The 22,488-nt window shown below is 72.5% G+C and carries 19 protein-coding genes and 2 pseudogenes; 12 read left to right on the top strand and 9 right to left on the bottom strand.

The genetic code is table 11. The features are described 5' to 3' along the window. The 8 genes from E0D90_RS08920 to pgi all read left to right on the top strand — a co-directional run. Positions 1-436 (top strand): gluconeogenesis factor YvcK family protein (locus E0D90_RS08920; RefSeq protein WP_174856171.1); only part of this gene is annotated, 436 nt, incomplete at its 5' end. Next, positions 427-1,404 carry a DNA-binding protein WhiA gene (whiA, locus tag E0D90_RS08915; protein ID WP_103502501.1) on the top strand — a complete coding sequence of 326 codons (978 nt, stop codon included), beginning with the start codon at positions 427-429 and terminating at the stop codon, positions 1,402-1,404. The genes E0D90_RS08920 and whiA, both read left to right, overlap by 10 nt. Before the next feature lie 279 nt (positions 1,405-1,683). Further along, complete coding sequence (gene gap, locus E0D90_RS08910) at positions 1,684-2,688, top strand: type I glyceraldehyde-3-phosphate dehydrogenase (RefSeq protein WP_103502500.1); 1,005 nt, start codon at positions 1,684-1,686, stop codon at positions 2,686-2,688. A 73-nt stretch (positions 2,689-2,761) separates the two neighbouring features. After that, complete coding sequence (locus tag E0D90_RS27730; protein WP_130797274.1) at positions 2,762-3,988, top strand: phosphoglycerate kinase; 1,227 nt, start codon at positions 2,762-2,764, stop codon at positions 3,986-3,988. Positions 3,989-4,084: 96 nt separating this feature from the next. Further along, a complete protein-coding gene (gene tpiA, locus E0D90_RS27725; RefSeq protein ID WP_130797273.1) occupies positions 4,085-4,861 on the top strand; it encodes a triose-phosphate isomerase in 777 nt (258 codons plus the stop codon). Positions 4,862-5,038: 177 nt separating this feature from the next. Then, positions 5,039-5,266, top strand: coding sequence for a preprotein translocase subunit SecG (secG, locus tag E0D90_RS08895; RefSeq protein ID WP_174856170.1), 228 nt, complete (start codon positions 5,039-5,041; stop codon positions 5,264-5,266). Positions 5,267-5,402: 136 nt separating this feature from the next. After that, positions 5,403-5,738: an RNA polymerase-binding protein RbpA gene (locus E0D90_RS08890; protein WP_103502497.1), complete on the top strand. Its 336-nt coding sequence runs from the start codon at positions 5,403-5,405 to the stop codon at positions 5,736-5,738. A gap of 83 nt (positions 5,739-5,821) precedes the next feature. Then, positions 5,822-7,489 carry a glucose-6-phosphate isomerase gene (gene pgi, locus E0D90_RS08885; RefSeq protein WP_130797272.1) on the top strand — a complete coding sequence of 556 codons (1,668 nt, stop codon included), beginning with the start codon at positions 5,822-5,824 and terminating at the stop codon, positions 7,487-7,489. A gap of 433 nt (positions 7,490-7,922) precedes the next feature. On the opposite strand, the pseudogene E0D90_RS28585 reads toward pgi, so the two are convergent. After that, positions 7,923-8,114, bottom strand: a pseudogene (locus tag E0D90_RS28585) (transposase); the annotation flags it as partial. Positions 8,115-8,218: 104 nt separating this feature from the next. Further along, complete coding sequence (locus E0D90_RS08875) at positions 8,219-9,163, bottom strand: hypothetical protein (RefSeq protein ID WP_130797271.1); 945 nt, start codon at positions 9,161-9,163, stop codon at positions 8,219-8,221. Positions 9,164-9,560: 397 nt separating this feature from the next. Here E0D90_RS08875 and E0D90_RS08870 point away from each other — a divergent pair, with 397 nt between their 5' ends. Beyond that, positions 9,561-10,067 (top strand): hypothetical protein, encoded by a 507-nt coding sequence (locus E0D90_RS08870; RefSeq protein ID WP_130797270.1) that lies wholly within the window; start codon positions 9,561-9,563, stop codon positions 10,065-10,067. 118 nt (positions 10,068-10,185) lie between these two features. On the opposite strand, the gene pgl is transcribed toward E0D90_RS08870, so the two are convergent. The 5 genes from pgl to tkt are packed head-to-tail and all read right to left on the bottom strand — an operon-like array spanning position 10,186 to position 16,877. Beyond that, positions 10,186-10,944 (bottom strand): 6-phosphogluconolactonase, encoded by a 759-nt coding sequence (gene pgl, locus E0D90_RS08865; RefSeq protein ID WP_130797269.1) that lies wholly within the window; start codon positions 10,942-10,944, stop codon positions 10,186-10,188. Next, positions 10,941-12,071 (bottom strand): glucose-6-phosphate dehydrogenase assembly protein OpcA, encoded by a 1,131-nt coding sequence (gene opcA / locus E0D90_RS08860; protein WP_130797268.1) that lies wholly within the window; start codon positions 12,069-12,071, stop codon positions 10,941-10,943. The genes pgl and opcA overlap by 4 nt, the downstream gene beginning before the upstream one ends. Further along, on the bottom strand, positions 12,068-13,627 hold the full coding sequence (gene zwf / locus E0D90_RS08855; protein WP_174856169.1) for a glucose-6-phosphate dehydrogenase: 1,560 nt from the start codon (positions 13,625-13,627) through the stop codon (positions 12,068-12,070). Before zwf ends, opcA begins: the two co-directional genes overlap by 4 nt. Positions 13,628-13,634: 7 nt before the next feature. Beyond that, positions 13,635-14,765: a transaldolase gene (gene tal / locus E0D90_RS08850; protein ID WP_130797267.1), complete on the bottom strand. Its 1,131-nt coding sequence runs from the start codon at positions 14,763-14,765 to the stop codon at positions 13,635-13,637. A gap of 33 nt (positions 14,766-14,798) precedes the next feature. Then, positions 14,799-16,877: a transketolase gene (tkt, locus tag E0D90_RS08845; protein WP_130797266.1), complete on the bottom strand. Its 2,079-nt coding sequence runs from the start codon at positions 16,875-16,877 to the stop codon at positions 14,799-14,801. 459 nt (positions 16,878-17,336) lie between these two features. Here tkt and E0D90_RS08840 point away from each other — a divergent pair, with 459 nt between their 5' ends. The 3 genes from E0D90_RS08840 (at position 17,337) to E0D90_RS08830 (ending at position 20,342) form a co-directional block, all read left to right on the top strand. Beyond that, complete coding sequence (locus E0D90_RS08840) at positions 17,337-18,278, top strand: heme o synthase (RefSeq protein WP_103504156.1); 942 nt, start codon at positions 17,337-17,339, stop codon at positions 18,276-18,278. 184 nt (positions 18,279-18,462) lie between these two features. Then, positions 18,463-18,954 (top strand): hypothetical protein, encoded by a 492-nt coding sequence (locus tag E0D90_RS08835; RefSeq protein ID WP_307721132.1) that lies wholly within the window; start codon positions 18,463-18,465, stop codon positions 18,952-18,954. A gap of 308 nt (positions 18,955-19,262) precedes the next feature. After that, on the top strand, positions 19,263-20,342 hold the full coding sequence (locus tag E0D90_RS08830; protein ID WP_130797265.1) for an amidohydrolase: 1,080 nt from the start codon (positions 19,263-19,265) through the stop codon (positions 20,340-20,342). Between the two features lie 152 nt (positions 20,343-20,494). Here E0D90_RS08830 and E0D90_RS08825 read toward each other — a convergent pair. Together E0D90_RS08825 and E0D90_RS08820 are read right to left on the bottom strand one after the other, a co-directional pair. Further along, a pseudogene (locus E0D90_RS08825) lies at positions 20,495-21,520 on the bottom strand (COX15/CtaA family protein); the annotation flags it as partial. Between the two features lie 142 nt (positions 21,521-21,662). Continuing rightward, positions 21,663-22,403 (bottom strand): ABC transporter permease, encoded by a 741-nt coding sequence (locus E0D90_RS08820; protein WP_130797275.1) that lies wholly within the window; start codon positions 22,401-22,403, stop codon positions 21,663-21,665. Positions 22,404-22,488: the final 85 nt, after the last annotated feature.

Raw genomic sequence — 22,488 nt, 5'->3', positions numbered from 1 at the left:
CGCCGTCCCGGAGGCCGTCGCCGCGGTGCGTGAGGCGGACTGGGTGGTGCTGGGCCCCGGCTCGTGGTTCACCTCCGTGATCCCGCATCTGCTGGTGCCCGAACTGCTCCAGGCGCTCACCGAGACCAAGGCCCGGCGGGTGCTCTCGCTCAACCTCGCACCGCAGCCCGGAGAAACTGAGGGGTTCTCTCCGCAACGTCATGTGGAGGTTTTGGTACAACACGCCCCTAAACTCACCTTTGACGTGGTGCTGGCCGACCAGGCCGCCGTGCCGGACTTCGGCAGCCTGGAGGAAGCCGCCGGACGGATCGGTGCCGCCGTGGAGTTGGCGCCGGTCGCCGCCGTGGACGGCACGCCCCGGCACGACCCGGAGCTGCTGGCGGCCGCGTACGACCGTATTTTCAGGATGCATGGAAGGATCGGCCCATGGCGATGACGGCTGCCGTGAAGGATGAGATCTCCCGGCTCCCGGTGACCCGCACCTGCTGCCGCAAGTCCGAGGTCTCCTCGACACTGCGTTTCGCGGGCGGACTGCACCTGGTGAGCGGGCGGATCGTGATCGAGGCGGAGCTGGACACCGGGATCGCCGCGCGGCGACTGCGCCGCGACATTCTGGAGATCTTCGGACACTCCTCCGACCTGGTGGTGATGGCCCCCGGCGGGCTGCGGCGCGGCAGCCGCTACGTGGTGCGGGTGGTCGCGGGCGGTGAGCAGCTGGCCCGGCAGACCGGCCTGGTCGACGGCCGCGGCCGTCCGATCCGCGGTCTCCCGCCGCAGGTCGTCTCGGGGGCGACCTGCGACGCCGAGTCCGCCTGGCGCGGCGCGTTCCTCGCCCACGGCTCGCTGACCGAACCCGGCCGCTCCTCCTCGCTGGAGGTCACCTGCCCCGGCCCCGAGGCGGCCCTCGCGCTGGTCGGCGCCGCCCGCCGCCTCCAGATCGCGGCCAAGGCCCGCGAGGTGCGCAACGTGGACCGGGTGGTCGTGCGGGACGGCGACGCCATCGGCGCGCTGCTGACCCGCCTCGGCGCGCACGAGTCCGTGCTCGCCTGGGAGGAGCGCCGCATGCGGCGCGAGGTGCGGGCCACCGCCAACCGCCTCGCCAACTTCGACGACGCCAACCTGCGCCGCTCCGCGCGGGCCGCCGTCGCGGCCGGCGCCCGGGTGCAGCGCGCCCTGGAGATCCTCGGCGAGGAGGTCCCCGACCACCTCGCCGCCGCCGGCAAGCTGCGCATGGAGCACAAGCAGGCGTCGCTGGAGGAACTCGGAGCGCTCGCGGACCCGCCGCTGACCAAGGACGCGGTCGCCGGCCGGATCCGGCGCCTGCTCGCCATGGCCGACAAGCGAGCCCAGGACATCGGCATCCCCGGTACCGAGTCCTGCCTCACCGAGGAGATGGTCGGCTGACGCCCGCGCGGGACCGCCACCGGTCCCGCGCCCCGTCCGTGGACCGCTCCCGCCCACAGTCGTTTGTCCCGCCGCACCGGGCACCCTCCCGGTGCGGCTCTCCACCGGCCGCGCAGCGCCGCGCGGCCGGTGCCCGGCGCCGCCCCCGGCCGCGTGTCCGGGACCGTGCGGCCGGTGTCACCACCGACACCCCGGCGCGGTAGGGTCGAACACGGTCGGGGACATCCCAAACAGCTTTCGCCGGTGTCGCCACCGGCGTACCAACGAGGAGATCGGTTCGTGACGATCCGCGTAGGAATCAACGGCTTCGGCCGCATCGGCCGCAACTACTTCCGTGCCCTCCTGGAGCAGGGCGCGGACGTCGAGATCGTGGCTGTCAACGACCTGGGTGACACCGCGACCACCGCGCACCTGCTGAAGTACGACTCGATCCTCGGCCGCCTGAAGGCCGAGGTCACCCACACCGCCGACTCCATCACCGTCGACGGCAAGACCGTCAAGGTGCTCTCGGAGCGCGACCCGGCCGACATCCCCTGGGGTGAGCTGGGCGTCGACATCGTGATCGAGTCCACCGGCATCTTCACCAAGCGCGAAGCCGCCGCCAAGCACCTCACCGGCGGCGCCAAGAAGGTCCTGATCTCCGCCCCCGCCACTGACGAGGACATCACCGTGGTGATGGGCGTCAACGAGGGCGACTACGACCCGGCGAAGCACCACGTCATCTCCAACGCCTCCTGCACCACCAACTGTGTGGCGCCGATGGCGAAGGTCCTGGACGAGAACTTCGGCCTGGTCAAGGGCATGATGACCACGGTCCACGCCTACACCAACGACCAGCGCATCCTGGACTTCCCGCACAAGGACCTCCGCCGCGCCCGCGCCGCCGCCGAGAACATCATCCCGACCTCCACCGGCGCCGCCAAGGCCACCGCCCTGGTGCTCCCGCAGCTCAAGGGCAAGCTCGACGGCATCGCCATGCGCGTCCCGGTGCCCACCGGCTCCGTGACCGACCTGGTGGTCGAGCTGAACCGCGAGGTGACCCGCGACGAGGTCAACGCCGCCTTCCAGAAGGCCGCCGAGGGTTCGCTCAAGGGTGTGCTGGAGTACACCGAGGACCCGATCGTCTCCTCGGACATCGTCAACTGGCCCGCCTCCTGCACCCTGGACTCGCTCCTCACCATGGCGCAGGGCAAGCAGGTCAAGATCGTCGGCTGGTACGACAACGAGTGGGGCTACTCCAACCGCCTCGTCGACCTCACCGTCTACGTCGGCGGCAAGCTCTGACGCAGGCCGGCGAAACATCTTTGGGCAGGGTCCGTGCTGCGCACGGGCCCTGCGCCATGACAGGAGTCAGCTCATGAAGACGATCGACACCCTGATCGCGGAGGGCGTGGCCGGTCGCCGCGTCTTCGTCCGCGCCGACCTCAACGTCCCGCTGGCCGGGGCCCCGGGGGCCGGCCGCACCATCACCGACGACGGCCGGATCCGCGCCGTCGTGCCGACGCTGCGCAAGCTGCTGGCCGCCGGTGCCCGGCTCGTCGTGGCCTCCCACCTCGGCCGGCCCAAGGGCGCGCCCGACCAGCAGTTCTCGCTGGCGCCGGTCGCCGTGCGCCTCGGCGAGCTGCTCGGCCAGGACGTGGCCTTCGCCGCCGACACCGACGGCGAGGGCGCCCGCGCCGCCGTCGACGGACTCGGCGACGGTCAGCTCGCGCTGCTGGAGAACCTCCGGTTCAGCCCCGGCGAGACCTCCAAGGACGACGCCGAGCGCGGCGCCTTCGCCGACCGGCTCGCCACCCTCGCCGACCTCTACGTCGGTGACGGCTTCGGCGCGGTGCACCGCAAGCACGCCTCCGTCTACGACCTGCCCGCCCGGCTGCCGCACGCGGCCGGCGAGCTGATCGCCACCGAGGTCGGCGTGCTGCGCAAGCTCACCGACGACGTGGCCCGGCCGTACGCCGTGGTCCTCGGCGGCGCCAAGGTCTCCGACAAGCTCGGCGTCATCGACCACCTTCTGGAGCGCGCCGACCGCATCCTCATCGGCGGCGGCATGGTCTTCACCTTCCTCAAGGCCCAGGGCCACGAGGTCGGTTCCTCGCTGCTGCAGGAGGACCAGATCCCGGTGGTGCAGGAGTACCTGCGCCGCGCGGAGAAGCTGGGAGTGGAGTTCGTGCTGCCGGTCGACGTGGTCGCCGCCGCGTCCTTCCCGGTCCTGGAGACCAAGGCACCTGCCGACCCCTCGGTGGTGCCCGCCGACGCCATGCCCGCCGGCCTGATGGGGCTGGACATCGGCCCCGAGTCCGGCGCGCTCTACGCCGCCAAGCTCGCGGACGCCGCGACCGTGTTCTGGAACGGCCCGATGGGCGTCTTCGAGCACCCGGACTTCGCCGCCGGTACCCGCGCCGTCGCCCAGGGGCTGCTCGACAGCCCGGCGTTCAGCGTGGTCGGCGGTGGCGACTCGGCCGCCGCGGTCCGCCTCCTCGGCTTCGACGAGAACGCCTTCGGCCACATCTCCACCGGAGGCGGCGCCAGCCTGGAGTACCTGGAGGGCAAGACCCTCCCCGGCCTGGTGGCCCTGGAGGACTGAGCCCGTGTCCTCCGCCATCCGACGCCACCGGGCGCCGCGCCCCGCGCCGGCCGCCCGGCCCACCGCCCGCCACCACCTCCGTGAGGGAGACCGGTCATGACCGCACGCACGCCGCTGATGGCGGGCAACTGGAAGATGAACCTCAACCACCTCGAGGCCATCGCCCACACCCAGAAGCTCGCCTTCGCCCTGGAGGACAAGGACTTCGACGCGGTCGAGGTCGCCGTCCTCGTCCCGTTCACCGACCTCCGCTCGGTGCAGACCCTGATCGCCGGCGACAAGCTGAACATCAAGTACGGCGCCCAGGACCTCTCCGCGCACGAGTCGGGCGCCTACACCGGCGAGGTCTCCGGCGCGATGCTCGCCAAGCTCGGCTGCCACTACGTGGCCGTCGGCCACTCCGAGCGCCGCCAGTACCACGGCGAGAACGAGCTGGTCTGCAACGCCAAGGTGAAGGCCGCCTTCGCCCACGGCCTCACCCCGATCCTCTGCATCGGTGAGGGGCTGGACATCCGCAAGGCGGGTGAGCACGTCCCCTACACCCTGACCCAGCTCGACGGCGGTCTCGACGGTGTCCCGGCCGAGCAGGCCGCCACCGTCGTCATCGCCTACGAGCCGGTCTGGGCGATCGGCACCGGCGAGGTCGCCACCCCCGAGGACGCACAGGAGGTGTGCGGCGCCATCCGTAACCGGCTGGCCGAGCTGTACAGCCAGGAGGTCGCCGACCAGGTCCGTATCCAGTACGGCGGTTCGGTCAAGGGCGCCAACGTCGCCGCGATCATGTCGCAGCCCGACGTCGACGGTGCGCTGGTCGGCGGGGCGTCGCTGGACGCCGACGAGTTCGTGCGGATCGTCCGCTTCCGCGACCAGTGACCGCCTCCCCGCGCGCGGCCGGTCACCGGCCGGTCACGCGCGGGGAGCTCCGGGCCGCCACGCGCGGCCCCGGAGCGGTACGCTGTCCGGGGCCGGGAGCCGCCCGCCCTGCCCATGACCGTGAGTTCAGCCTGTAGATTGGGCGCCGTCCGTCTGTCCCAGAGAGTAGGTCCTGCCGTGGAAATCGGGTTCCAGATCGCCCTTGTTCTGTTCAGCTTTCTGCTGGGGCTGCTGGTGCTGATGCACAAGGGCAAGGGCGGCGGTCTGTCCGACATGTTCGGTGGCGGTATGCAGTCCTCGGTCGGTGGTTCCTCGGTCGCCGAGCGCAACCTGGACCGGATGACCGTTGTCGTCGCGCTGATCTGGTTCGGGATCGTCGTGGCCCTCGGCCTGTTGATGAAGTAGTGACCCGCCCGGCCCCACGGACCGGCCCGGCCCCAGCGGGGGCCGGGCCGGTCCGTGCGTGACGCCCCCTGTACTCACGATGAACGTCACATAGACTGAGGCGACTTCGCAGCACGTGAGGCAGGGAGTTACGACCGTGGCAGGTGGCAACGCGATCCGGGGCAGCCGGGTCGGCGCGGGGCCCATGGGCGAGGCCGAGCGCGGTGACTCCGCCCCGCGTCTCCGGGTCTCCTTCTGGTGCGCCAACGGGCACGAGACGCAACCGAGTTTCGCCAGCGACGCGCAGGTTCCCGTCCACTGGGACTGCCCCCGCTGCGGGTTCCCGGCCGGTACCGACCGCGAGGACCCACCGGACCCACCACGCACCGAGCCGTACAAGACCCACCTCGCCTACGTGCGGGAACGCCGCAGCGAGGCCGACGGCGAGGCGATCCTCGCCGAGGCCCTGGCGAAGCTCCGTGGCGAGATCTGAGCGCGCGGAGACCCGGCCGCGCCGCGTGATCGACTAGCGTTCAGCCCATCGGTGACTCTCGACACGGATGGGCGATACGCACGATGAACGCAGCGGGACGGGACAGGCTGGACCGGATGCCGGAGTGGGGTGCGCTGGCCCGCCACCACGAGCAGCTGGCCGGCACACACCTGCGGGAGCTGTTCGCCGAGGACCCCGGGCGCGCCGAGCGCTACGGCGTCCAGGCCGGCGACCTCTACCTCGACTACTCCCGCAACCTCGTCACCGACGAGACCCTGCGGCTGCTGCGCGACCTGGCCGCCGCGACCGACGTCGCCGGTCTGCGGGACGCGATGTTCTCCGGCGAGCGCATCAACGTCACCGAGGACCGCGCCGTCCTGCACACCGCGTTGCGCACCCCCTCGGACGCCGTGGTGGAGGTGGCGGGGGAGGGCCGCAACGTGGTGCCCGCCGTCCACTCGGTCCTCACCAAGATGCAGGTCTTCGCCGACCGGGTGCGCTCCGGCGACTGGAAGGGCCACACCGGCCGGCGCATCAGCAACGTCGTCAACATCGGCATCGGCGGCAGCGACCTCGGGCCGGCGATGGCGTACGAGGCGCTGCGGGCCTTCAGCGACCGCGAGCTGACGGTCCGGTTCGTCTCCAACGTGGACGGCGCCGACCTCCACGAGGCGCTGGTCGGCCTCGACCCCGCCGAGACGCTGTTCATCGTCGCGTCCAAGACCTTCACCACCATCGAGACCATCACCAACGCCACCACGGCGAAGCGGTGGCTCCTCGCCGGCCTCGACGCGGCCGACGGCGACGAATCGGCGGTCGCCCGGCACTTCGTCGCGGTCTCCACCAACGCGGCCAAGGTCGCCGAGTTCGGCATCGACACCGACAACATGTTCGAGTTCTGGGACTGGGTCGGCGGCCGCTACTCTTACGACTCCGCCATCGGCCTGGCCCTGATGACGGCCGTCGGCCCGGACAACTTCCGGGACATGCTGGCCGGCTTCCACCTGATCGACGAGCACTTCCGCACCGCCGCCCCCGAGGAGAACGCGCCGCTGCTCCTCGGACTCCTCGGCGTCTGGTACGGCGGCTTCCACGGCGCCCGCTCACACGCGGTACTGCCGTACTCCCACTACCTCTCCCGGTTCACCGCCTACCTCCAGCAGCTGGACATGGAGTCCAACGGCAAGTCCGTCGACCGCCAGGGACGGCCGGTGAGCTGGCAGACCGGACCGGTGGTGTGGGGGACCCCCGGCACCAACGGGCAGCACGCCTACTACCAGCTGCTGCACCAGGGCACCCAGCTGATCCCCGCCGACCTGATCGGCTTCGCACGGCCGGTCGCCGGCCTTCCCGAGGGCCCGGCCGGCCACCACGACCTGCTGATGGCCAACCTCTTCGCCCAGGGCCAGGCGCTGGCCTTCGGTAAGACCGCCGAGGAGGTGCGGGCCGAGGGAGTGGCCGAGGAGCTGGTGCCGCACCGCACCTTCCCCGGCAACCGGCCCACCACCACCGTCCTGGCGCCGGAGCTGACCCCGTCGGTCCTGGGCCAGCTGGTCGCGCTCTACGAGCACAAGGTCTTCGTCCAGGGCGCGGTCTGGGACATCGACTCCTTCGACCAGTGGGGCGTGGAGCTGGGCAAGGTCCTCGCCAAGCGCGTGGAGCCGGCACTGACCGAGGGGGCCGAGGTTCCCGGCCTCGACCCGTCCACCACCGCGCTGGTCGCCCGCTACCGGACGCTGCGCGGGCGCTGAGCGGCGGCGGCCGACTGGGCCCGGCCGCCACTCAGGCCCGGGCCCAGCGGAGTGGTCAGGACATCGGCGCCGTACGGTCACGGCTCGACGGGACTTGTCGTGCCGAGCATGCCCGGAGCCAGATGGCGTGGGCTGCTGCGGTCGCGGTGCCGAGGAAGACGTATCCGTGTTCGCCGTGGCGGGTGGCTACTGCTCTGGCGTGTTTGAGTCGGTTGACTCGACGGTGTGGCGTTTCTCGTAGCGCTCTTCGCCGAAGCCGGTTGGTCGTCCGCCGCGTGATCCCTTGTGCCCGGCGGGCTTCTCACACGGCCTGCCCGGCACGATCCGCGGACGCGGATCTTCCCCGCCACGGATTCGAACCGAGTGCGGTCCGCCCGCTGCCCTGGTGTGACGATCAGGGACAGCGGGCGGTGGCGGCCGCCCCCACGGGGTGGCGTACGTAGAAGGTTTTCCACGGGCCGAACCGTTCGGGCAGGTCATGCCACTGAACGCCGGTCCGCAGCCGGTGCAGACTCCCGTCGATCACCGGCCGGTGATCCCTCCACCTGCTGCAACGCCTGTTGCTGACCGGCAAGAACGGCCGTGGCCGTTCCCACTCGGCATCCGTCGGATCACCGCGTTCCATGTCCACACCCATGACCCCGACCGGAAGCAGTCACATGATCGGCCGGACACGTCCTCGTGCTGGCGGGACAGTGCCGGGGTCGGTGAGAGTTCGCCCGACCCGGTTCAGTAGCGTCCGGACCCCGTGAAATTGGCCTCTCGGCACAGGACCGGGCCGACGAGGCAGGCGACGCTTGCGTACTTGCGACTGTAGACGGTGGTGGCCTTGTTGGTGGTGCCGTTGAAGATGTACACGTGCGTGTTGGGCATCTGGCGATGCTTGCCGGAGAAGATGGAGTAGTTGCCGCTCCGGGTTACGTTCATGGAGAACGCCCCGGAGATGGCTCCGTGCCCGCAGAAGGGGTTGGAGGCGTGGGTGACGACGCGAACGTCCTGCCGGGTTGTCGTGCCGACGCTCATCTTCTTGGCGTAGCTGCTCTTGCCCGAGGCCGTCTTCGTCGCGACGAGCTTGCCGTCGGACTTTCGGTACACCTTTGTGGGCGCGATGCTCACATTGCTCGTCACCGTCTTGGCATTCCAGTTGACCGTTCCGTGGACGGCGGTGCGGTAACGGGAGGACTTCCAGTCGAAACTGGTGCGGTTGTCACCGCCGAACTGGTGCTTCGAGCCGTAGCTGCCACACCCCTGGACGGGGGCGTTGATCCGCTTCTGTGGGATGAACGTGATGTAGCTGACCGTGGTGGTTCGCGATGCCGCGGCGGTGACCGCCTGGGAGTGTGCCTGCTCGTGGAGTGCGGTGGTGGTGCCGTCTTCGCCGGTGGCGGTGACCTGCATGTGCCAGCTTCGTGCCTCGCTGAGGTCGTCCTCCTCCAGGATGGGTGCGATCTCGTAGCGGTGGTCGGCGCCCGGGACCACGGCGTTGTCGCGGTACCCGGCGTTGTCCGGCTGGGTGGTGTGCAGTAGCTGGTCGTCGCGGACCACGGCGTAGCGGGTGGTGTCCCCGTGGCTCTCCCAGGACAGGTCGATGAAGCCCGCGCCGGCGGCCGTCGTTATGCCGGTGTCCGCGAGCGAGGCGTCGACGACGGCCGTTTCCCCGGTGTCGGCGCGCATGACAGAGAGACCGTGGTCGCCGAGAGCTTCGTCCTGCCGGGCATGTCTCTGTGAGCGGGTGAGGTCGTCGAGAGCGCCGTCGCGGAACCCGCTGAGCGTGAAGGCCGGTGACTCCCGTAGGCCTTCGGTGGCGGGCGCTGCTGCGGCGGGAGACGCCCCCATCGGCAAGAACACCGCCCAGATAGTGCAGATTTTTGCTATTCGCGAAATTTGCCCCATTATGGCCCCCCATATGCGATCTGGACTCCTCGTCAATGTATGAAGCGCCGTGTTCGTCACGCAAGGCGTTTACTGATGTGCCCTCTTAGGTGATGCTCCGTTTGTATAGTTATGGTGTAAATATCCTTCCGTGACTTTATCGTGCGGTGTCGGAAAGTTGCACGGCTATGATCAGCTCATGGGAAAGAGTCGACTGATCCTGTTGTCGGCGGTTGCCGCACTGGTCCCCTGGGTGCTGGCGGTGGGCATCACGGCGGCGGTCTCATGGCTGACCGCCGACGGTGACACGGCCGGCCTATGGGCGCACGACCTTCTGTCCGGGCCGATGCTCGCGCAGCCGTTGGCCGTGCTTCTTTGCTTCACGCTGCTGAGTGGTGCCCTGCGCCATTACGGACTGGCACGACGCGACACGTGGTGGCTGGGCGCAGGGGGGTTCGCCACCCTCGCGTTTCTCATCACCGTCGTGGGAGGTTCCATCATCGATGGAGGCCAGGGAGCTGCCTGGGCCGCCTGGTGGACCAGCCTCTCCGGCTACGTCCTCTTCGTCTTCCTCGTCACGGCCTACGCCTGGACACGAGCCACCGATAGTCCCGGCTCCCCTGTCCCCATCGTGGAACGCTCCGCGCCCGGTGCCGAACCTCACGTGCCGCCGCCCCCGACGGGCCGAGGCCCCTTCGGCACGTAGCCGCGCCGGACCCGGACAGCACTTCGCCCCGTCGCATCGCGACGGGGCGAAGAGGCCGGACCCGGGGGGCCCCGAACCACCCGTAGAGGTGTCGCGGGCCCCCGTCGGTGCGGTTGGGTCAGCGGGCGGGTGGGGCCGCCGACCGGTCCAGGAGCCACAGGGTCCGCTCGCGGCCGCGTGCGGCGGCCGCCGGGACGTCGCCGTCCGCCGGCGCCGCCAGCGCCGCGGCCACCGCGTCGGCCTTGTCCGCGCCGGCCGCCAGCAGCCACACCTGCCGGGCGGACCGGATGGCCGGCACCGTCAGGGAGACGCGGGTGGGCGGCGGCTTGGGCGCCTCGGTGACCGCGACCGCCGCCGCCGACCGTTCGGCGAAGGCGGCATGGCCGGGGAAGAGGGAGGCGACGTGGGTGTCCGGGCCCACGCCCAGCAGCAGCACGTCGAACGCCGGCACACCGGAGGGGTCCTCCGGTCCCGCGGCGCCCGCCAGCTCCCGCGCGTACCAGGCGGCCGCGGCCGTCACGTCCGCGCCGAACGCGCCGTCGGACGCGGGCATCGGGTGGACCCGCGCCGGGTCCACGCCGACGCCGTCGAGCAGCGCCTCGTGGGCCTGGGTGGCGTTGCGGTCCGCGTCACCGTCCGGCAGGAACCGCTCGTCGCCCCACCAGAGGTCGAGGGCGGACCAGTCGACCGCGTCCCGGGCGGGCGCCTCCGCCAGCGCCGCCAGCAGGGCGTTGCCGTTGCGGCCGCCGGTGAGCACCACCGACGCCGTGCCGCGCGAGGCCTGCGCGTCGGCGACAGCCGTCAGCAGCCGGGCGGCGGTGGCGTGGGCCATCACGGTGGTGTCTGCGTGCACCACCACCTCGGGTACGGCGCTCATCCTGCCGCCTCCCCGGACCCGCCGGGCTCCCCGGACGCCTTGGTGCTCTTCGCCGCCCGGGAGCCGCGTGCGCGGCCTTTGCTCCCCTTGGTGGGCGCGTCCTCCTCGGGCACGACGGCCTCGGCCGCCTCCGCCACGGCCTCCGCCTCGGCGGCCGTGCCGTGCCCCGTCTCCGGCGCCGCGTCGTCGGCGTCCGGCAGGGTGTGGTCCAGCCGGTCGACACCGAACCGGACCGCCTGCGCGTACGCCTCGTCCGGGTCCAGCCGCCGCAGCTCCTCCGCGATCAGCTCGGCGGTGTTGCGGCGCTGGAGTGCCACATGCCGCACCGGCTGGCCAGGCACGGCCAGTTCCGCCAGCGCACCGTCGGGCCGGTCCAGACAGATCTGGCCCTCCTCGGTGTGCAGCCGCACGGCCGTGATGCCGGGACCTGCCGAGAGCACCCGGCGCACCGGGACGTCCAGCCGGGCCGCGAGCCACAGCGCCAGCAGCTCCGTGCTCGGGTTGTACTCCTCGCCCTCGACGACGGCGGCGGTGATCGGCGCGTGCCGCTGGTCGAGCGCCGAGGCCAGCACGCTGCGCCACGGGGTGACCCGGGTCCACACCAGGTCGGTGTCGCCGGGGGAGTAGCCCGCCGCGCGCACACCGATCGCCGACACCGGGTCCTCCGCGGAGGCGGTGTCGGTGATCCGCCGCTGGGCGAGGGAGCCCAGCGGGTCGGCCGCGGGCCGGTCCGGGGCGTCCTCGGGCCACCAGACCACCACGGGGGCGTCCGGCAGCAGCAGCGGCAGCACCGCGCTGTGGGCGTGCCCGGCCAGTTCGCCGTGCAGCCGCAGCAGCACCGTCTCGCCGGCGCCGGTCTCGCCGCCGACCCGCACCTCGGCGTCCAGCCGCGCCCGCGCACGGTCACGCGGGGAGCGGCCCGGCCGCCGGACGACCACCAGGATGCGCGAGGGGTGTTCCTTCGACGCCTCGCTGGCGGCGCGCAGCGCGTCGTAGTGGTTGCCCTCGTCGGTGACGAGGACCAGCGTCAGCACCATGCCGACCGCGGGCGAGCCGGTGGCCCGGCGCGCCTGCATCAGTGCCGCGTTGATCTGGCCGGACGTGGTGTCCGTGAGATCGATGTTCATGGCCGCCGCCAACTCCGTCCGTCACGAGCGAGCATGTCGTCAGCCGCCTCCGGGCCCCAGGTCCCGGCGGTGTACGGCTCCGGGCGGCCCTGCTCGGCCCAGAACTCCTCCACCGGGTCGAGGATCTCCCAGGAGCGTTCGACCTCCTGGTGCCTCGGGAAGAGGTTGGCGTCGCCGAGCAGCACGTCCAGCAGCAGCCGCTCGTACGCCTCGGGGCTGGACTCGGTGAAGGACTCGCCGTAGGCGAAGTCCATGGTGACGTCGCGGATCTCCATCTGGGTGCCGGGCACCTTGGAGCCGAACCGGAGCGTCACCCCCTCGTCCGGCTGCACCCGGATCACCAGCGCGTTGCTGTTCAGCTCGCGGGTGTCCGTCGCGTCGAACGGGGAGTACGGGGCGCGCTGGAAGACCACCGCGATCTCCGTGACCCGCCGGCCGAGCCGCTTGCCGGTGCGCAGGTAGAACGGCACACCCGCCCAGCGGCGGTTGTCGATCTCCAGCTTCAGCGCGGCGTAGGTGTCGGTCACCGACCCGGGGTCGATGCCCTCCTCCTCCAGGTAACCGGCCACTCGCTGCCCGCCCTGCCAGCCCGCGCTGTACTGCCCGCGCACCGTGTGCCGTCCGAGGTCTGCGGGCAGCCGGACCGCGCGCAGCACCTTGAGCTTCTCGGTGACCAGTGCCTTGGCGTCGAAGGAGGCGGGCTCCTCCATCGCGGTCAGCGCCAGCAGCTGGAGCAGGTGGTTCTGGATGACGTCGCGCGCCGAGCCGATGCCGTCGTAGTACCCGGCCCGGCCGCCGATCCCGATGTCCTCGGCCATGGTGATCTGCACATGGTCGACGTAGCCGCGGTTCCACAGCGGCTCGAACATGGTGTTGGCGAACCGCAGGGCCAGGATGTTCTGGACGGTCTCCTTGCCCAGGTAGTGGTCGATCCGGAAGACCTCGTGGTTGGGGAAGACCCCGTGCACGGTGCGGTTGAGCTCCTGGGCGGAGGCGAGGTCGTGCCCGAACGGCTTCTCGATGACCGCCCGGCGCCAGCTGCCCTCGCCCGCCTCCGACAGCTGGTGCTTCTTCAGCTGCTTGACGACGGTGGGGAAGAACTTCGGGGGCACCGAGAGATAGAAGGCGAAGTTGCCGCTGGTGCCCCGCTGCTGGTCCAGGTCGTTGATGGTGGACCGCAGCCGCTCGAACGCCTCGTCGTCGTCGAAGACGCCGGGGACGAACCGCATGCCCTCGGCGAGCTGCTGCCACACCTCCTCCCGGAACGGGGTGCGGGCGTGTTCCTTCACCGCGTCGTGCACGACCTCGGCGAAGTCCTCGTGCGCCCAGTCGCGGCGCGCGAACCCGACCAGCGAGAAGCCCGGCGGCAGCAGCCCCCGGTTGGCCAGGTCGTAGACGGCCGGCATCAGCTTCTTGCGGGACAGGTCACCGGTGACGCCGAAGATCACCAGGCCGGACGGCCCCGCGATCCGCGGCAGCCGCCGGTCCTGGGCGTCACGCAGCGGGTTGGACAGGGCGGGATCGCCGCCCTGTCCTCCCGTGGGATCGCTGCTCACGTGTGGTTCAGCCCTTCTTCGGCGCGAGGCGGTCCAGCTCGGCCTTGGTGGAGGTGAGCAGGTCGTTCCAGGCCGAGGCGAACTTCTCCAGGCCCTCGTCCTCCAGCAGCTGGACGACCTCGTCGTAGGAGATGTCCACCCGGGCCAGGGCGTCCAGGTCGGCCCGTGCGCGGGCGTAGCCCTCGGCGCCGTCGGCGCTCACGGTGTTGCCGCGGATCTCACCGTGGTCGGCGGTGGCCTCCAGGGTGGCCTCCGGCATGGTGTTGACGGTGCCGGGGGCGACCAGCTCGGTGACGTACAGGGTGTCCGGGTAGGCCGGGTCCTTCACGCCGGTGGAGGCCCACAGCGGACGCTGCGGGTTGGCGCCCTTGGTCGCCAGGCTCTGCCAGCGGTCGGAGGAGGTCACCTGCTCGAACGCCTGGTAGGCCAGGCGGGCGTTGGCGAGGGCGGCCTTGCCGCGCAGGGCGGTGGCCTCCTCGGTGCCCAGCGCGTCCAGCCGCTTGTCGATCTCGGTGTCCACGCGGGAGACGAAGAACGAGGCCACGGAGTGGATGCGGGAGATGTCCAGGCCCTTGGCGTCGGCCTGCTCCAGGCCGGTGAGGTAGGCGTCCATCACCTCGCGGTACCGCTCCAGGGAGAAGATCAGCGTGACGTTGACACTGATGCCCTGGGCGATGGTCTCGGTGATGGCCGGGAGGCCGGCGCGGGTGGCCGGGATCTTGATCAGGGTGTTCGGCCGGTCGACCAGCCAGGCCAGCTGCTTGGCCTCGGCCACCGTGGCCTCGGTGTCGTGCGCGACGCGCGGGTCGACCTCGATGGAGACCCGCCCGTCACGGCCGCCGGTGGTGTCGAACAGCGGGTGCAGCACGTCACAGGCGTCCCGCACGTCGGCGGTGGTGATCATGCGCACCGCCTCCTCGACAGTGACCCCGCGGACGGCCAGCTCCTGGACCTGCCGCTCGTAGCCGTCGCCGCCGGAGATCGCCTTCTGGAAGATCGCCGGGTTGGTGGTGACCCCGACCACGTACTGCTGGTCCAGCAGCTCGCTGAGGTTGCCGGAGGTGATGCGGCGGCGGGAGAGGTCGTCCAGCCAGATGGCGACACCCTCCTCGGAGAGCCGCTTGAGTGCGTCGGTCATGAGAATCGCAACTCCTGCTCGGTCTTGTAGCGGTCAGCCCCGGGTGGCGGCGAGGGACTCGCGGGCGGCGTCGGCCACGGCCCCGTCGGTGATGCCGAACTCCCGGTAGAGGGTCTGGTAGTCGGCGGAGGCACCGAAGTGCTCCAGCGACACGATCCGGCCGGCGTCGCCGACCCAGCGGTGCCAGGACATCGCGATGCCCGCCTCGACGGCGACGCGGGCGCGCACGGCCGGCGGCAGCACGCTGTCGCGGTAGCCCTGATCCTGCTCCTCGAACCACTCGACGCACGGCATCGACACGACGCGCGTGGGAACGCCCTCGGCCTGGAGGGTCTCCCGCGCCGCGACCGCCAGCTGGAGCTCGGAACCGGTGCCGATCAGCACCACCTGCGGCTCCCCGCCCTCGGCCTCGGTGTGGACGTAGCCACCGCGGACGGTGTCCTCGTTCGGCGCGTAGGTCGGCACGTTCTGCCGGGTCAGCGCCAGGCCGTGCGGGGCCTGCTGGTCGCGGTGGCGGCGCAGGATCTCGCGCCAGGCGATCACCGTCTCGTTGGCGTCGGCCGGGCGGACCACGTTCAGCCCCGGGATCGCCCGCAGCGCGGACAGCTGCTCCACCGGCTGGTGGGTGGGGCCGTCCTCGCCGAGGCCGATCGAGTCGTGGGTCCAGACGTAGGTGACCGGGATCCGCATCAGTGCGGCCAGTCGCACGGCGGGGCGCATGTAGTCGGAGAACACCAGGAAGGTGCCGCCGTAGATCCGGGTGTTCCCGTGCAGCGCGATGCCGTTCATCGCCGAGCCCATGGCGTGCTCGCGGATGCCGAAGTGCACGGTGCGGCCGTACGGGTCGGCGCTGGGCAGCGGGTTGCCGGCCGGCAGGAACGACGAGGAGGCGTCGATGGTGGTGTTGTTGGAGCCGGCGAGGTCGGCCGAGCCGCCCCACAGCTCCGGGATCACCGGACCGAGCTTCTTCAGCACCTCGCCGGACGCCTTGCGGGTGGCGACGTCCTTGCCCGGCTCGAAGGCCGGCAGCGCGTCCTCCCAGCCGTCGGGCAGCTTCTCGGCCCGGATGCGGTCGAACTCCGCCGCCCGCTCCGGGTTGGCCTCGCGCCAGACGGCCAGCCGCTCGTCCCAGGCGGCGTGGGCGGCGCGGCCGCGGTCGATCACCTTGCGGGCGTGCTCCAGCACCTCGGGGGCCACCGCGAAGTCCTGCTCCGGGTCGAAGCCCAGGATGCGCTTGGTGGCGGCCACCTCGTCGGCGCCCAGCGCCGAGCCGTGCGCGGCCTCGGTGTTCTGGGCGTTGGGGGCGGGCCAGGCGATGATCGAGCGCGCGGCGACGATCGAGGGGCGCGAGGTCTCGGCCTGAGCGGCGAGCAGCGCCTGCTGGAGCGCGGCCGGGTCGAGGTCGCCGTCGGCGGCCTGCGGGACGCGCTGCACGTGCCAGCCGTAAGCCTCGTAGCGCTTGAGGACGTCCTCGGAGACGGCCGTCTCGGTGTCGCCCTCGATGGAGATGTGGTTGTCGTCCCACAGCAGCACCAGGTTGCCCAGCTTCTGGTGGCCCGCGAGGGACGCCGCCTCGGCGGACACGCCCTCCTGGAGGCAGCCGTCACCGGCGAAGACCCAGATGGTGTGGTCGAAGGGGGAGGTGCCCGGGGCGGCGTCCGGGTCGAAGAGGCCGCGCTCGTAGCGGGCGGACATCGCCATGCCGACCGCGTTGCCGATGCCCTGGCCCAGCGGGCCGGTGGTGGTCTCCACCCCGACCGTGTGCTTGACCTCGGGGTGGCCGGGGGTCTTGCTGTCCCAGGTGCGGAAGGACTTGAGGTCCTCCAGCTCCAGGCCGTAGCCGGACAGGTAGAGCTGGATGTAGAGCGTGAGGCTGGTGTGCCCCACGGACAGCACGAACCGGTCGCGGCCGGTCCAGTCCGGGTCGGTCGGGTCGTGCCGCATCAGCTTCTGGAAGACCAGGTAGGCGGCGGGCGCCAGACTCATCGCGGTACCCGGGTGGCCGTTGCCGACCTTCTGAACGGCGTCCATCGCCAGGACGCGGACCGTGTCGACGGCCCGCCCGTCCTGCTCGGTCCAGTCGAACTCTGAGGTGGAAGGCGTGCTGCTCACCCTGCGTCAGGGCTCCTCTCCGCGGTTGTGACGGGCCCGGCACACGGACCCGGATGACGGGCGTCGGACTGTTCCCGCCGAGGCGGTGTCGAGCCTACCCCCGCGCCGTCGCCCGGACTTTCCCCGCTCGACGGGTGGTCGTGCGGACCGGCGGCCTCCCGGCTTCCCAGCGTGCGGGCAGTGGCCGCCGGCCGCTCGCCGGGGCCGTGCGGATGTGTGTGCCGGGCGTGTCCCGGTCCGGCGCCGGACCGGCCTCGCGTGAGGAGCCGGGGCGATACGCGGCGCCGCGCCATGAGGTCACCGCCGGGGGCGGACACGTCCGACCCCCGGGGACAGGGCGGGCGAGCCGGGCGTTTAGAGTGGCCTGGTACGTGCGAGATCCGCCCGCCGTCCGGCCCGGCCGACTCTCGCGCCCGTCCGCAGCGCATGTCGCTGATACGCGCAGAACCAGGGGTATTCGTGACGGCCGTCGATTCCCGTCCCGTGGACACGCACAGCGCGGGTGCCGGCCACCGGCCGCTGGGTGCCCGGGTCATGGGGTTCATCGCCCTGACCAAGCCGCGGATCATCGAGCTGCTGCTGATGACCACCATCCCCGTGATGTTCCTCGCGGCGCAAGGGGTGCCCAGCCTGTGGCTGGTGTTCGCCACCTGTTTCGGCGGGTATCTCTCGGCGGGCGGCGCCAACGCGCTGAACATGTACCTCGACCGCGACATCGACGCCCTGATGCACCGGACGTCGAACCGGCCGCTGGTGACGGGGATCGTCTCCCCGGCCGAGTGCCTGGTCTTCGGCATCTCGCTCGCGGTCGGCTCCACGCTGTGGTTCGGCCTGCTGGTCAACTGGCTCTCCGCCGGACTCGCGCTGGGCGCGCTGCTGTTCTACGTCGTCGTCTACACGATGCTGCTCAAGCGGCGCACCTCGCAGAACATCGTCTGGGGCGGCATCGCCGGCTGCATGCCGGTGCTGATCGGCTGGTCCTCGGTGACCAACTCGCTCTCGTGGGCCGCCGTCGTCCTGTTCCTGGTGATCTTCTTCTGGACGCCGCCGCACTACTGGCCGCTGTCGATGAAGGTCAAGGAGGACTACGCCCGCGTCGGGGTCCCGATGCTTCCGGTGGTAGCCGCGAACACGGTGGTGGCCCGGCAGATCGTGGTCTACAGCTGGGTGATGGTCGGTGTCTCGCTGACTCTGTGGCCGCTGGGGTACGCGGGCTGGTTCTACACCACGGTCGCGGCGCTCGCCGGCGTCTGGTGGCTGTGGGAGGCACACGCCCTCCAGGCCCGTGCCCGCGCCGGGCACAGCGGGGCGAAGCTCAAGGAGATGCGGCTCTTCCACTGGTCGATCACCTATGTCTCGCTGGTCTTCCTGGCTGTCGCCATCGACCCGTTCATCGGCTGACCAGCCGCCGCTTCGGCGCCCAGCCCGCTCCGTGCCTCCGGCCGGCCGCACCACGCGGCCGGCCGTCGCCGTCGCCGTCTCCGGGCCCGCGGTCGCGGGGCGCGCCGTTCCCGGGGTCCGCGCGGGAGGCGCCCGGCCCCGGCCGCCCTGGCAGCCGGGGGCTACCCGTCGGTAGCATGGCGGCATGGCTGACACCGCTGAGACCCCGGACACCGACGGCACCGCCACCGGCACCGCCACCGCCACGCAGGCGGGCGCGGCCACCGATCGCCGCGCCTCCCGCGAGCAGACGCGCCTGGCACGCGCCGCCCGCTCCTTCGCCGCCGCGCACGGCGGCTCCGCCGAGGGGCAGATCGCCTATCTCGGCGCCCGCGGCTACCGCCTGGTGCTGGTCGGCGCCGACGGCGGCTGGGGCGACCTGGTGACGGCCGACCGGGAACACGCCGTCGCCGCCGCGGCGGAGGCGGGCGTCACCCTCCAGGAGAGCTTCGACGGGGAGCTGGCCGCCCGGGTGCGCACCGGCCCCTACGAGTGGAGCCGGATGGCGGGCAGCCAGCTGGGCGGCCCGTCCGACGAGACCGCCGGCACGGCGAGGACCGGCGCGGGCGAGGGCGCTCCCGGCCCGGCGCCGGCGGCCGACGACGCGCGCACCACCACCGCCCGCGACGACGCCTGAGCGCCCCCACCGGACACCGGCGCGCCCCCGCTCACCACACTCCGAACACTCCTGCCAGTGTTTCGGTGACCGCCGAGGGGTATCGGGCACATCGGGCCCGGACCAGCGGGCCCCACGGGGGCACGGAAGGGAGCGCGGGGGCATGACAGCGGCCGCGTCGTCCCCGGTGGCCGCGAGGCGCGCGGGCGCGTCGGCGACCGCCGCCCGGATGGTACGGGGGAGGGGCCGCCACGGCTGCCACTGACCGCCCGGCGCCCGTCGTACGGCTGTGGCCAACACCGGACGCGGCCCCGCGCGTTAACCAGGACATGGAGCTTCCCCCGCCGGCGGGTCTGGTGGACCACTACAGCCATCCCGTCGTGCACGGTGAGCTCGGCCTCGGCACCTTCGAGCGCCGGCTCGCGACCGCCGTCACCGGCAGCGACGCCGGAACCAGCCGGGCCGGCAGCTTCTTCGACAGCGTGACGGGGCTGGCCCTGCTGCGCTGGTGCCCGCCGCTGCTGGGACTGGAGCCACACGCCTCCCCGGCCCGCTACCTCGCCCGGCGGCGGGAACTGGGCGGCTACGCGGCGACCCGAGCGCTGCTGCGCGGCAGCGGCATCAGTGATCTCCTCGTCGACGTGGCCGCCGGGGCCCCGGCCGGGCCGGGGGAGCCGGCCAGCGTCGCGGAACTGGCCTCGGCCGCGTCCGGACGGGCGCACGAGCTGGTCGACCTCGACCAGCTCGCCGCGCAGGTCGCGGCCACCTCGGGCAGCGTTCTCGCGCACCTCCGCAACCTGGACGCGGCGCTGGAGTCGACCGCCCGCTCCGCCGCTGCCTTCACCTGCGCGGGCGCTCCGCTGGCCGCCGAGCCCTCGGCGACCGGGCCGCCGGGGCCGGTCGAGGTGGCCCGCGCCGCCTCCGCGACGCTGCGCGGGCGGGGCGGCGCGCAGACCGCCGCCCTGCGCCACCACCTGTTCCGGCAGGCCCTGGAGACCGGCCGGCCGGTCCAGCTGCGCTGCGGCGATCCGGCGCCGCTGGCCCCGCTGCTGGGCGCGGTAGCCGGGCACGGCACGGTGGTGCTGCTGCCGGAGGGCGGGCGCCGGCACTGCCGTACGGCGGCCGAACTCGCCGCCGTGCACGGTCATGTGTACGCCGACACCGGCCCCGACCCGACGCCGGTGCTGGGTCTCGCGCCGTTCGGCAAGCTGATGTTCTCCACCCGGGCGCGGCTGCTGCCGGAGCTGCACGTGGTGCGCGCCCGGCAGTTCGGGCGTGCCATGGAGCGCGCGCTGGGCGCGTGGGTGGCCGAGGGGGAGTGCACCGCCGCGACCGCGCGGCGGATCGCCGCGCGGATCGGGGGAGGGACGGCGCGGGCCGTCTACCGGCTGGAGGTGCCGGTGGGCTGAGCGGCCGGGGCGGGGCCACCGTCCTGACCGGGCACCGCCGGGGCGTCCTGACCGGGCACCGCCGGGGCGTCCTGACCGGGCACCGCCGGGGCGTCCTGGCCGGGCGCCGCCGGGATGCCGGTCTCCGTCGTCCGGTCCTGGCCGGTGCCGGTCGCGGATGTCGCGGGTGCGGACTCCTCCGGGGCGGTCTCCTCCGGGGCGGCCTCGGGCGCCGGGCCGCGCTCCCGCAGCGAGAACAGCAGCCGGACGGTGGCGATCCAGGTGAGCGTCGAGCCGAGCATGTGGATGCCGACCAGCAGCGGCGGCTCCTCCAGGAAGTACTGGACGTAGCCGATGACGCCCTGCGCCAGCAGCACCACCATCAGCTCCCGGGCGCGGGCACGCGGTCCGGGCGGGGCGTCGACCAGGCGCAGGCCGACGAGGACCGCCAGCGCGCCGAGCACCACGGCCCAGGCGAGCACGGCGTGCACCCCGGTGACCGTCTCCCAGTCGAACGGCATCCGGATGATGTCCTCGCTGTTGTCACCGGCGTGCTTGCCGGAGCCCGTCACGGCGGTGCCGGCGACGATCAGCGCGGCGGTCAGCGCGGTCAGTCCGGCGACGGCCCGGCGGACCGGGGTGCCGACCAGCGGCCGGGGTGCGTCGTCGCCCTCGCGGGCCCGCACCCAGGAGACGGTGGCGACCGTGATCAGCGCGGTGGCCAGCAGGAAGTGGCCCGCCACCACCCAGGGGTTGAGGCCGGTGAGGACGGTGATGCCGCCGAGCACGGCGTTGCACATGACCACCCAGAACTGTGCCCAGCCCAGCCGGGTCAGGGACCGGCGGCGCGGGGCCGCGCAGCGGGCGGCGGCGATGAAGAAGCCCACGGCGGCGGAGAGCACGTAGGTGAGCATCCGGTTGCCGAACTCGATGACCCCGTGGAGGCCCATCTCCGGTGTGGTGACCAGCGAGTCCTCGGTGCACTTGGGCCAGGTGTCGCAGCCGAGTCCGGAGCCGGTGAGGCGGACCGCGCCTCCGGTGACGACGATGACGACGCTCATCACCAACGCGATGAGCGCGGCGCGGCGTACGGTCTCCGGCCGCGGTGTCCACCGCGCGTCGAGAAGGGCGAGCGGGGTGCGTGGGGCGGAGGGCTTCTTCGGCACCCGGCCATCGTATGCGGCCGCTTGTGCATTCATTCACGAGGGGGCGTGCGGGTGGGTGTGGCGTTGGTCCCACCCCCCCGTGGCGGCACCGTCTGGCCCCGCCGTCACTCCGATGGCGGAACCGGCAGCACCGCCGCTGTCACTCCCGCTGTCACTGCCGCTGTCACTGCCGCTGTCACTCCCAGCGGAACCAGCGGGCGGCAGCGGCGGTGCCGGCCACCGCCCAGGCGGCGAGGACGGCCAGACGGTCCCACGGCAGCGGCCCCCCGTGCTGCAGCACCTCCCGCAGCCCCTCGGCGAGCGCCGCCACCGGCAGCAGTTCCAGCACCGTCCGTACCGCTTCGGGGAAGTTCTCCAGGGGGACGACCACCCCGCCGCCGAACATCAGCAGCACGAAGATCAGGTTGGCGGCGGCCAGGGTGGCCTCGGCCCGCAGCGTGCCGGCCATCAGCAGCCCCAGGGCGGAGAGCGCCGCCGCCCCCGGCGCCAGCAGCGCCAGCGCGGCGGCCCAGCCGGCGACGCCACCGGCCGGGGACCAGCCGAGCGCCAGCGCCACGGCGGAGAGCAGCGTGATCTGCAGGACCAGGGTCACCGCGACCGATGCGCTCTTCGCGGTCAGCAGGGCCCAGCGGGGGAGCGGGGAGGCGCCCAGACGCTTCAGCACGCCGTAGCGGCGCTCGAACCCGGTGGAGATCGCCTGTCCGGTGAAGGCGGTGGAGAGCACGGCCAGCGCCAGCACGCCGGGGGCGAGGAACGCGACCCGCCCGGCGACGGTGTCACCGCCGTCCCCGGTGTCGATGATCCGCACCGCGCTGAAGAGCACCAGGAGCAGTGTCGGGATGATCACCGTCAGCAGCAGCTGCTCGCCGTGGCGCAGCAGCATGCGGGTCTCCAGCGCCGCCTGGGCCGCGATCATGCGGCCGAGCGGTGCCGCGCCGGGGCGGGGCGTGAGGTCCAGGGCCGGGCCGGAGGTGGTGGTGCGGGCCTCGCCGGCGGGGCGG

The sequence above is a fragment of the Streptomyces otsuchiensis genome, assembly GCF_004305975.1.
Lineage (GTDB): Bacteria > Actinomycetota > Actinomycetes > Streptomycetales > Streptomycetaceae > Streptomyces > Streptomyces otsuchiensis.
This window is presented reverse-complemented; position numbering and strand designations above follow the sequence as displayed.

What these genes read in the sequence shown, in the direction of transcription:
- whiA (WP_103502501.1), top strand. Translation starts at nt 427, where the DNA reads ATGGCGATGACGGCTGCCGTGAAGGATGAGATCTCCCGGCTCCCGGTG.
- E0D90_RS27730 (WP_130797274.1), top strand. Translation starts at nt 2,762, where the DNA reads ATGAAGACGATCGACACCCTGATCGCGGAGGGCGTGGCCGGTCGCCGC.
- tpiA (WP_130797273.1), top strand. Translation starts at nt 4,085, where the DNA reads ATGACCGCACGCACGCCGCTGATGGCGGGCAACTGGAAGATGAACCTC.
- pgi (WP_130797272.1), top strand. Translation starts at nt 5,822, where the DNA reads ATGAACGCAGCGGGACGGGACAGGCTGGACCGGATGCCGGAGTGGGGT.
- E0D90_RS08875 (WP_130797271.1), bottom strand. Translation starts at nt 9,163, where the DNA reads ATGCGCGCCGACACCGGGGAAACGGCCGTCGTCGACGCCTCGCTCGCG.
- E0D90_RS08870 (WP_130797270.1), top strand. Translation starts at nt 9,561, where the DNA reads ATGGGAAAGAGTCGACTGATCCTGTTGTCGGCGGTTGCCGCACTGGTC.
- pgl (WP_130797269.1), bottom strand. Translation starts at nt 10,944, where the DNA reads ATGAGCGCCGTACCCGAGGTGGTGGTGCACGCAGACACCACCGTGATG.
- opcA (WP_130797268.1), bottom strand. Translation starts at nt 12,071, where the DNA reads ATGAACATCGATCTCACGGACACCACGTCCGGCCAGATCAACGCGGCA.
- tal (WP_130797267.1), bottom strand. Translation starts at nt 14,765, where the DNA reads ATGACCGACGCACTCAAGCGGCTCTCCGAGGAGGGTGTCGCCATCTGG.
- E0D90_RS08835 (WP_307721132.1), top strand. Translation starts at nt 18,463, where the DNA reads ATGGCTGACACCGCTGAGACCCCGGACACCGACGGCACCGCCACCGGC.
- E0D90_RS08830 (WP_130797265.1), top strand. Translation starts at nt 19,263, where the DNA reads ATGGAGCTTCCCCCGCCGGCGGGTCTGGTGGACCACTACAGCCATCCC.
- E0D90_RS08820 (WP_130797275.1), bottom strand. Translation starts at nt 22,403, where the DNA reads ATGATCGCGGCCCAGGCGGCGCTGGAGACCCGCATGCTGCTGCGCCAC.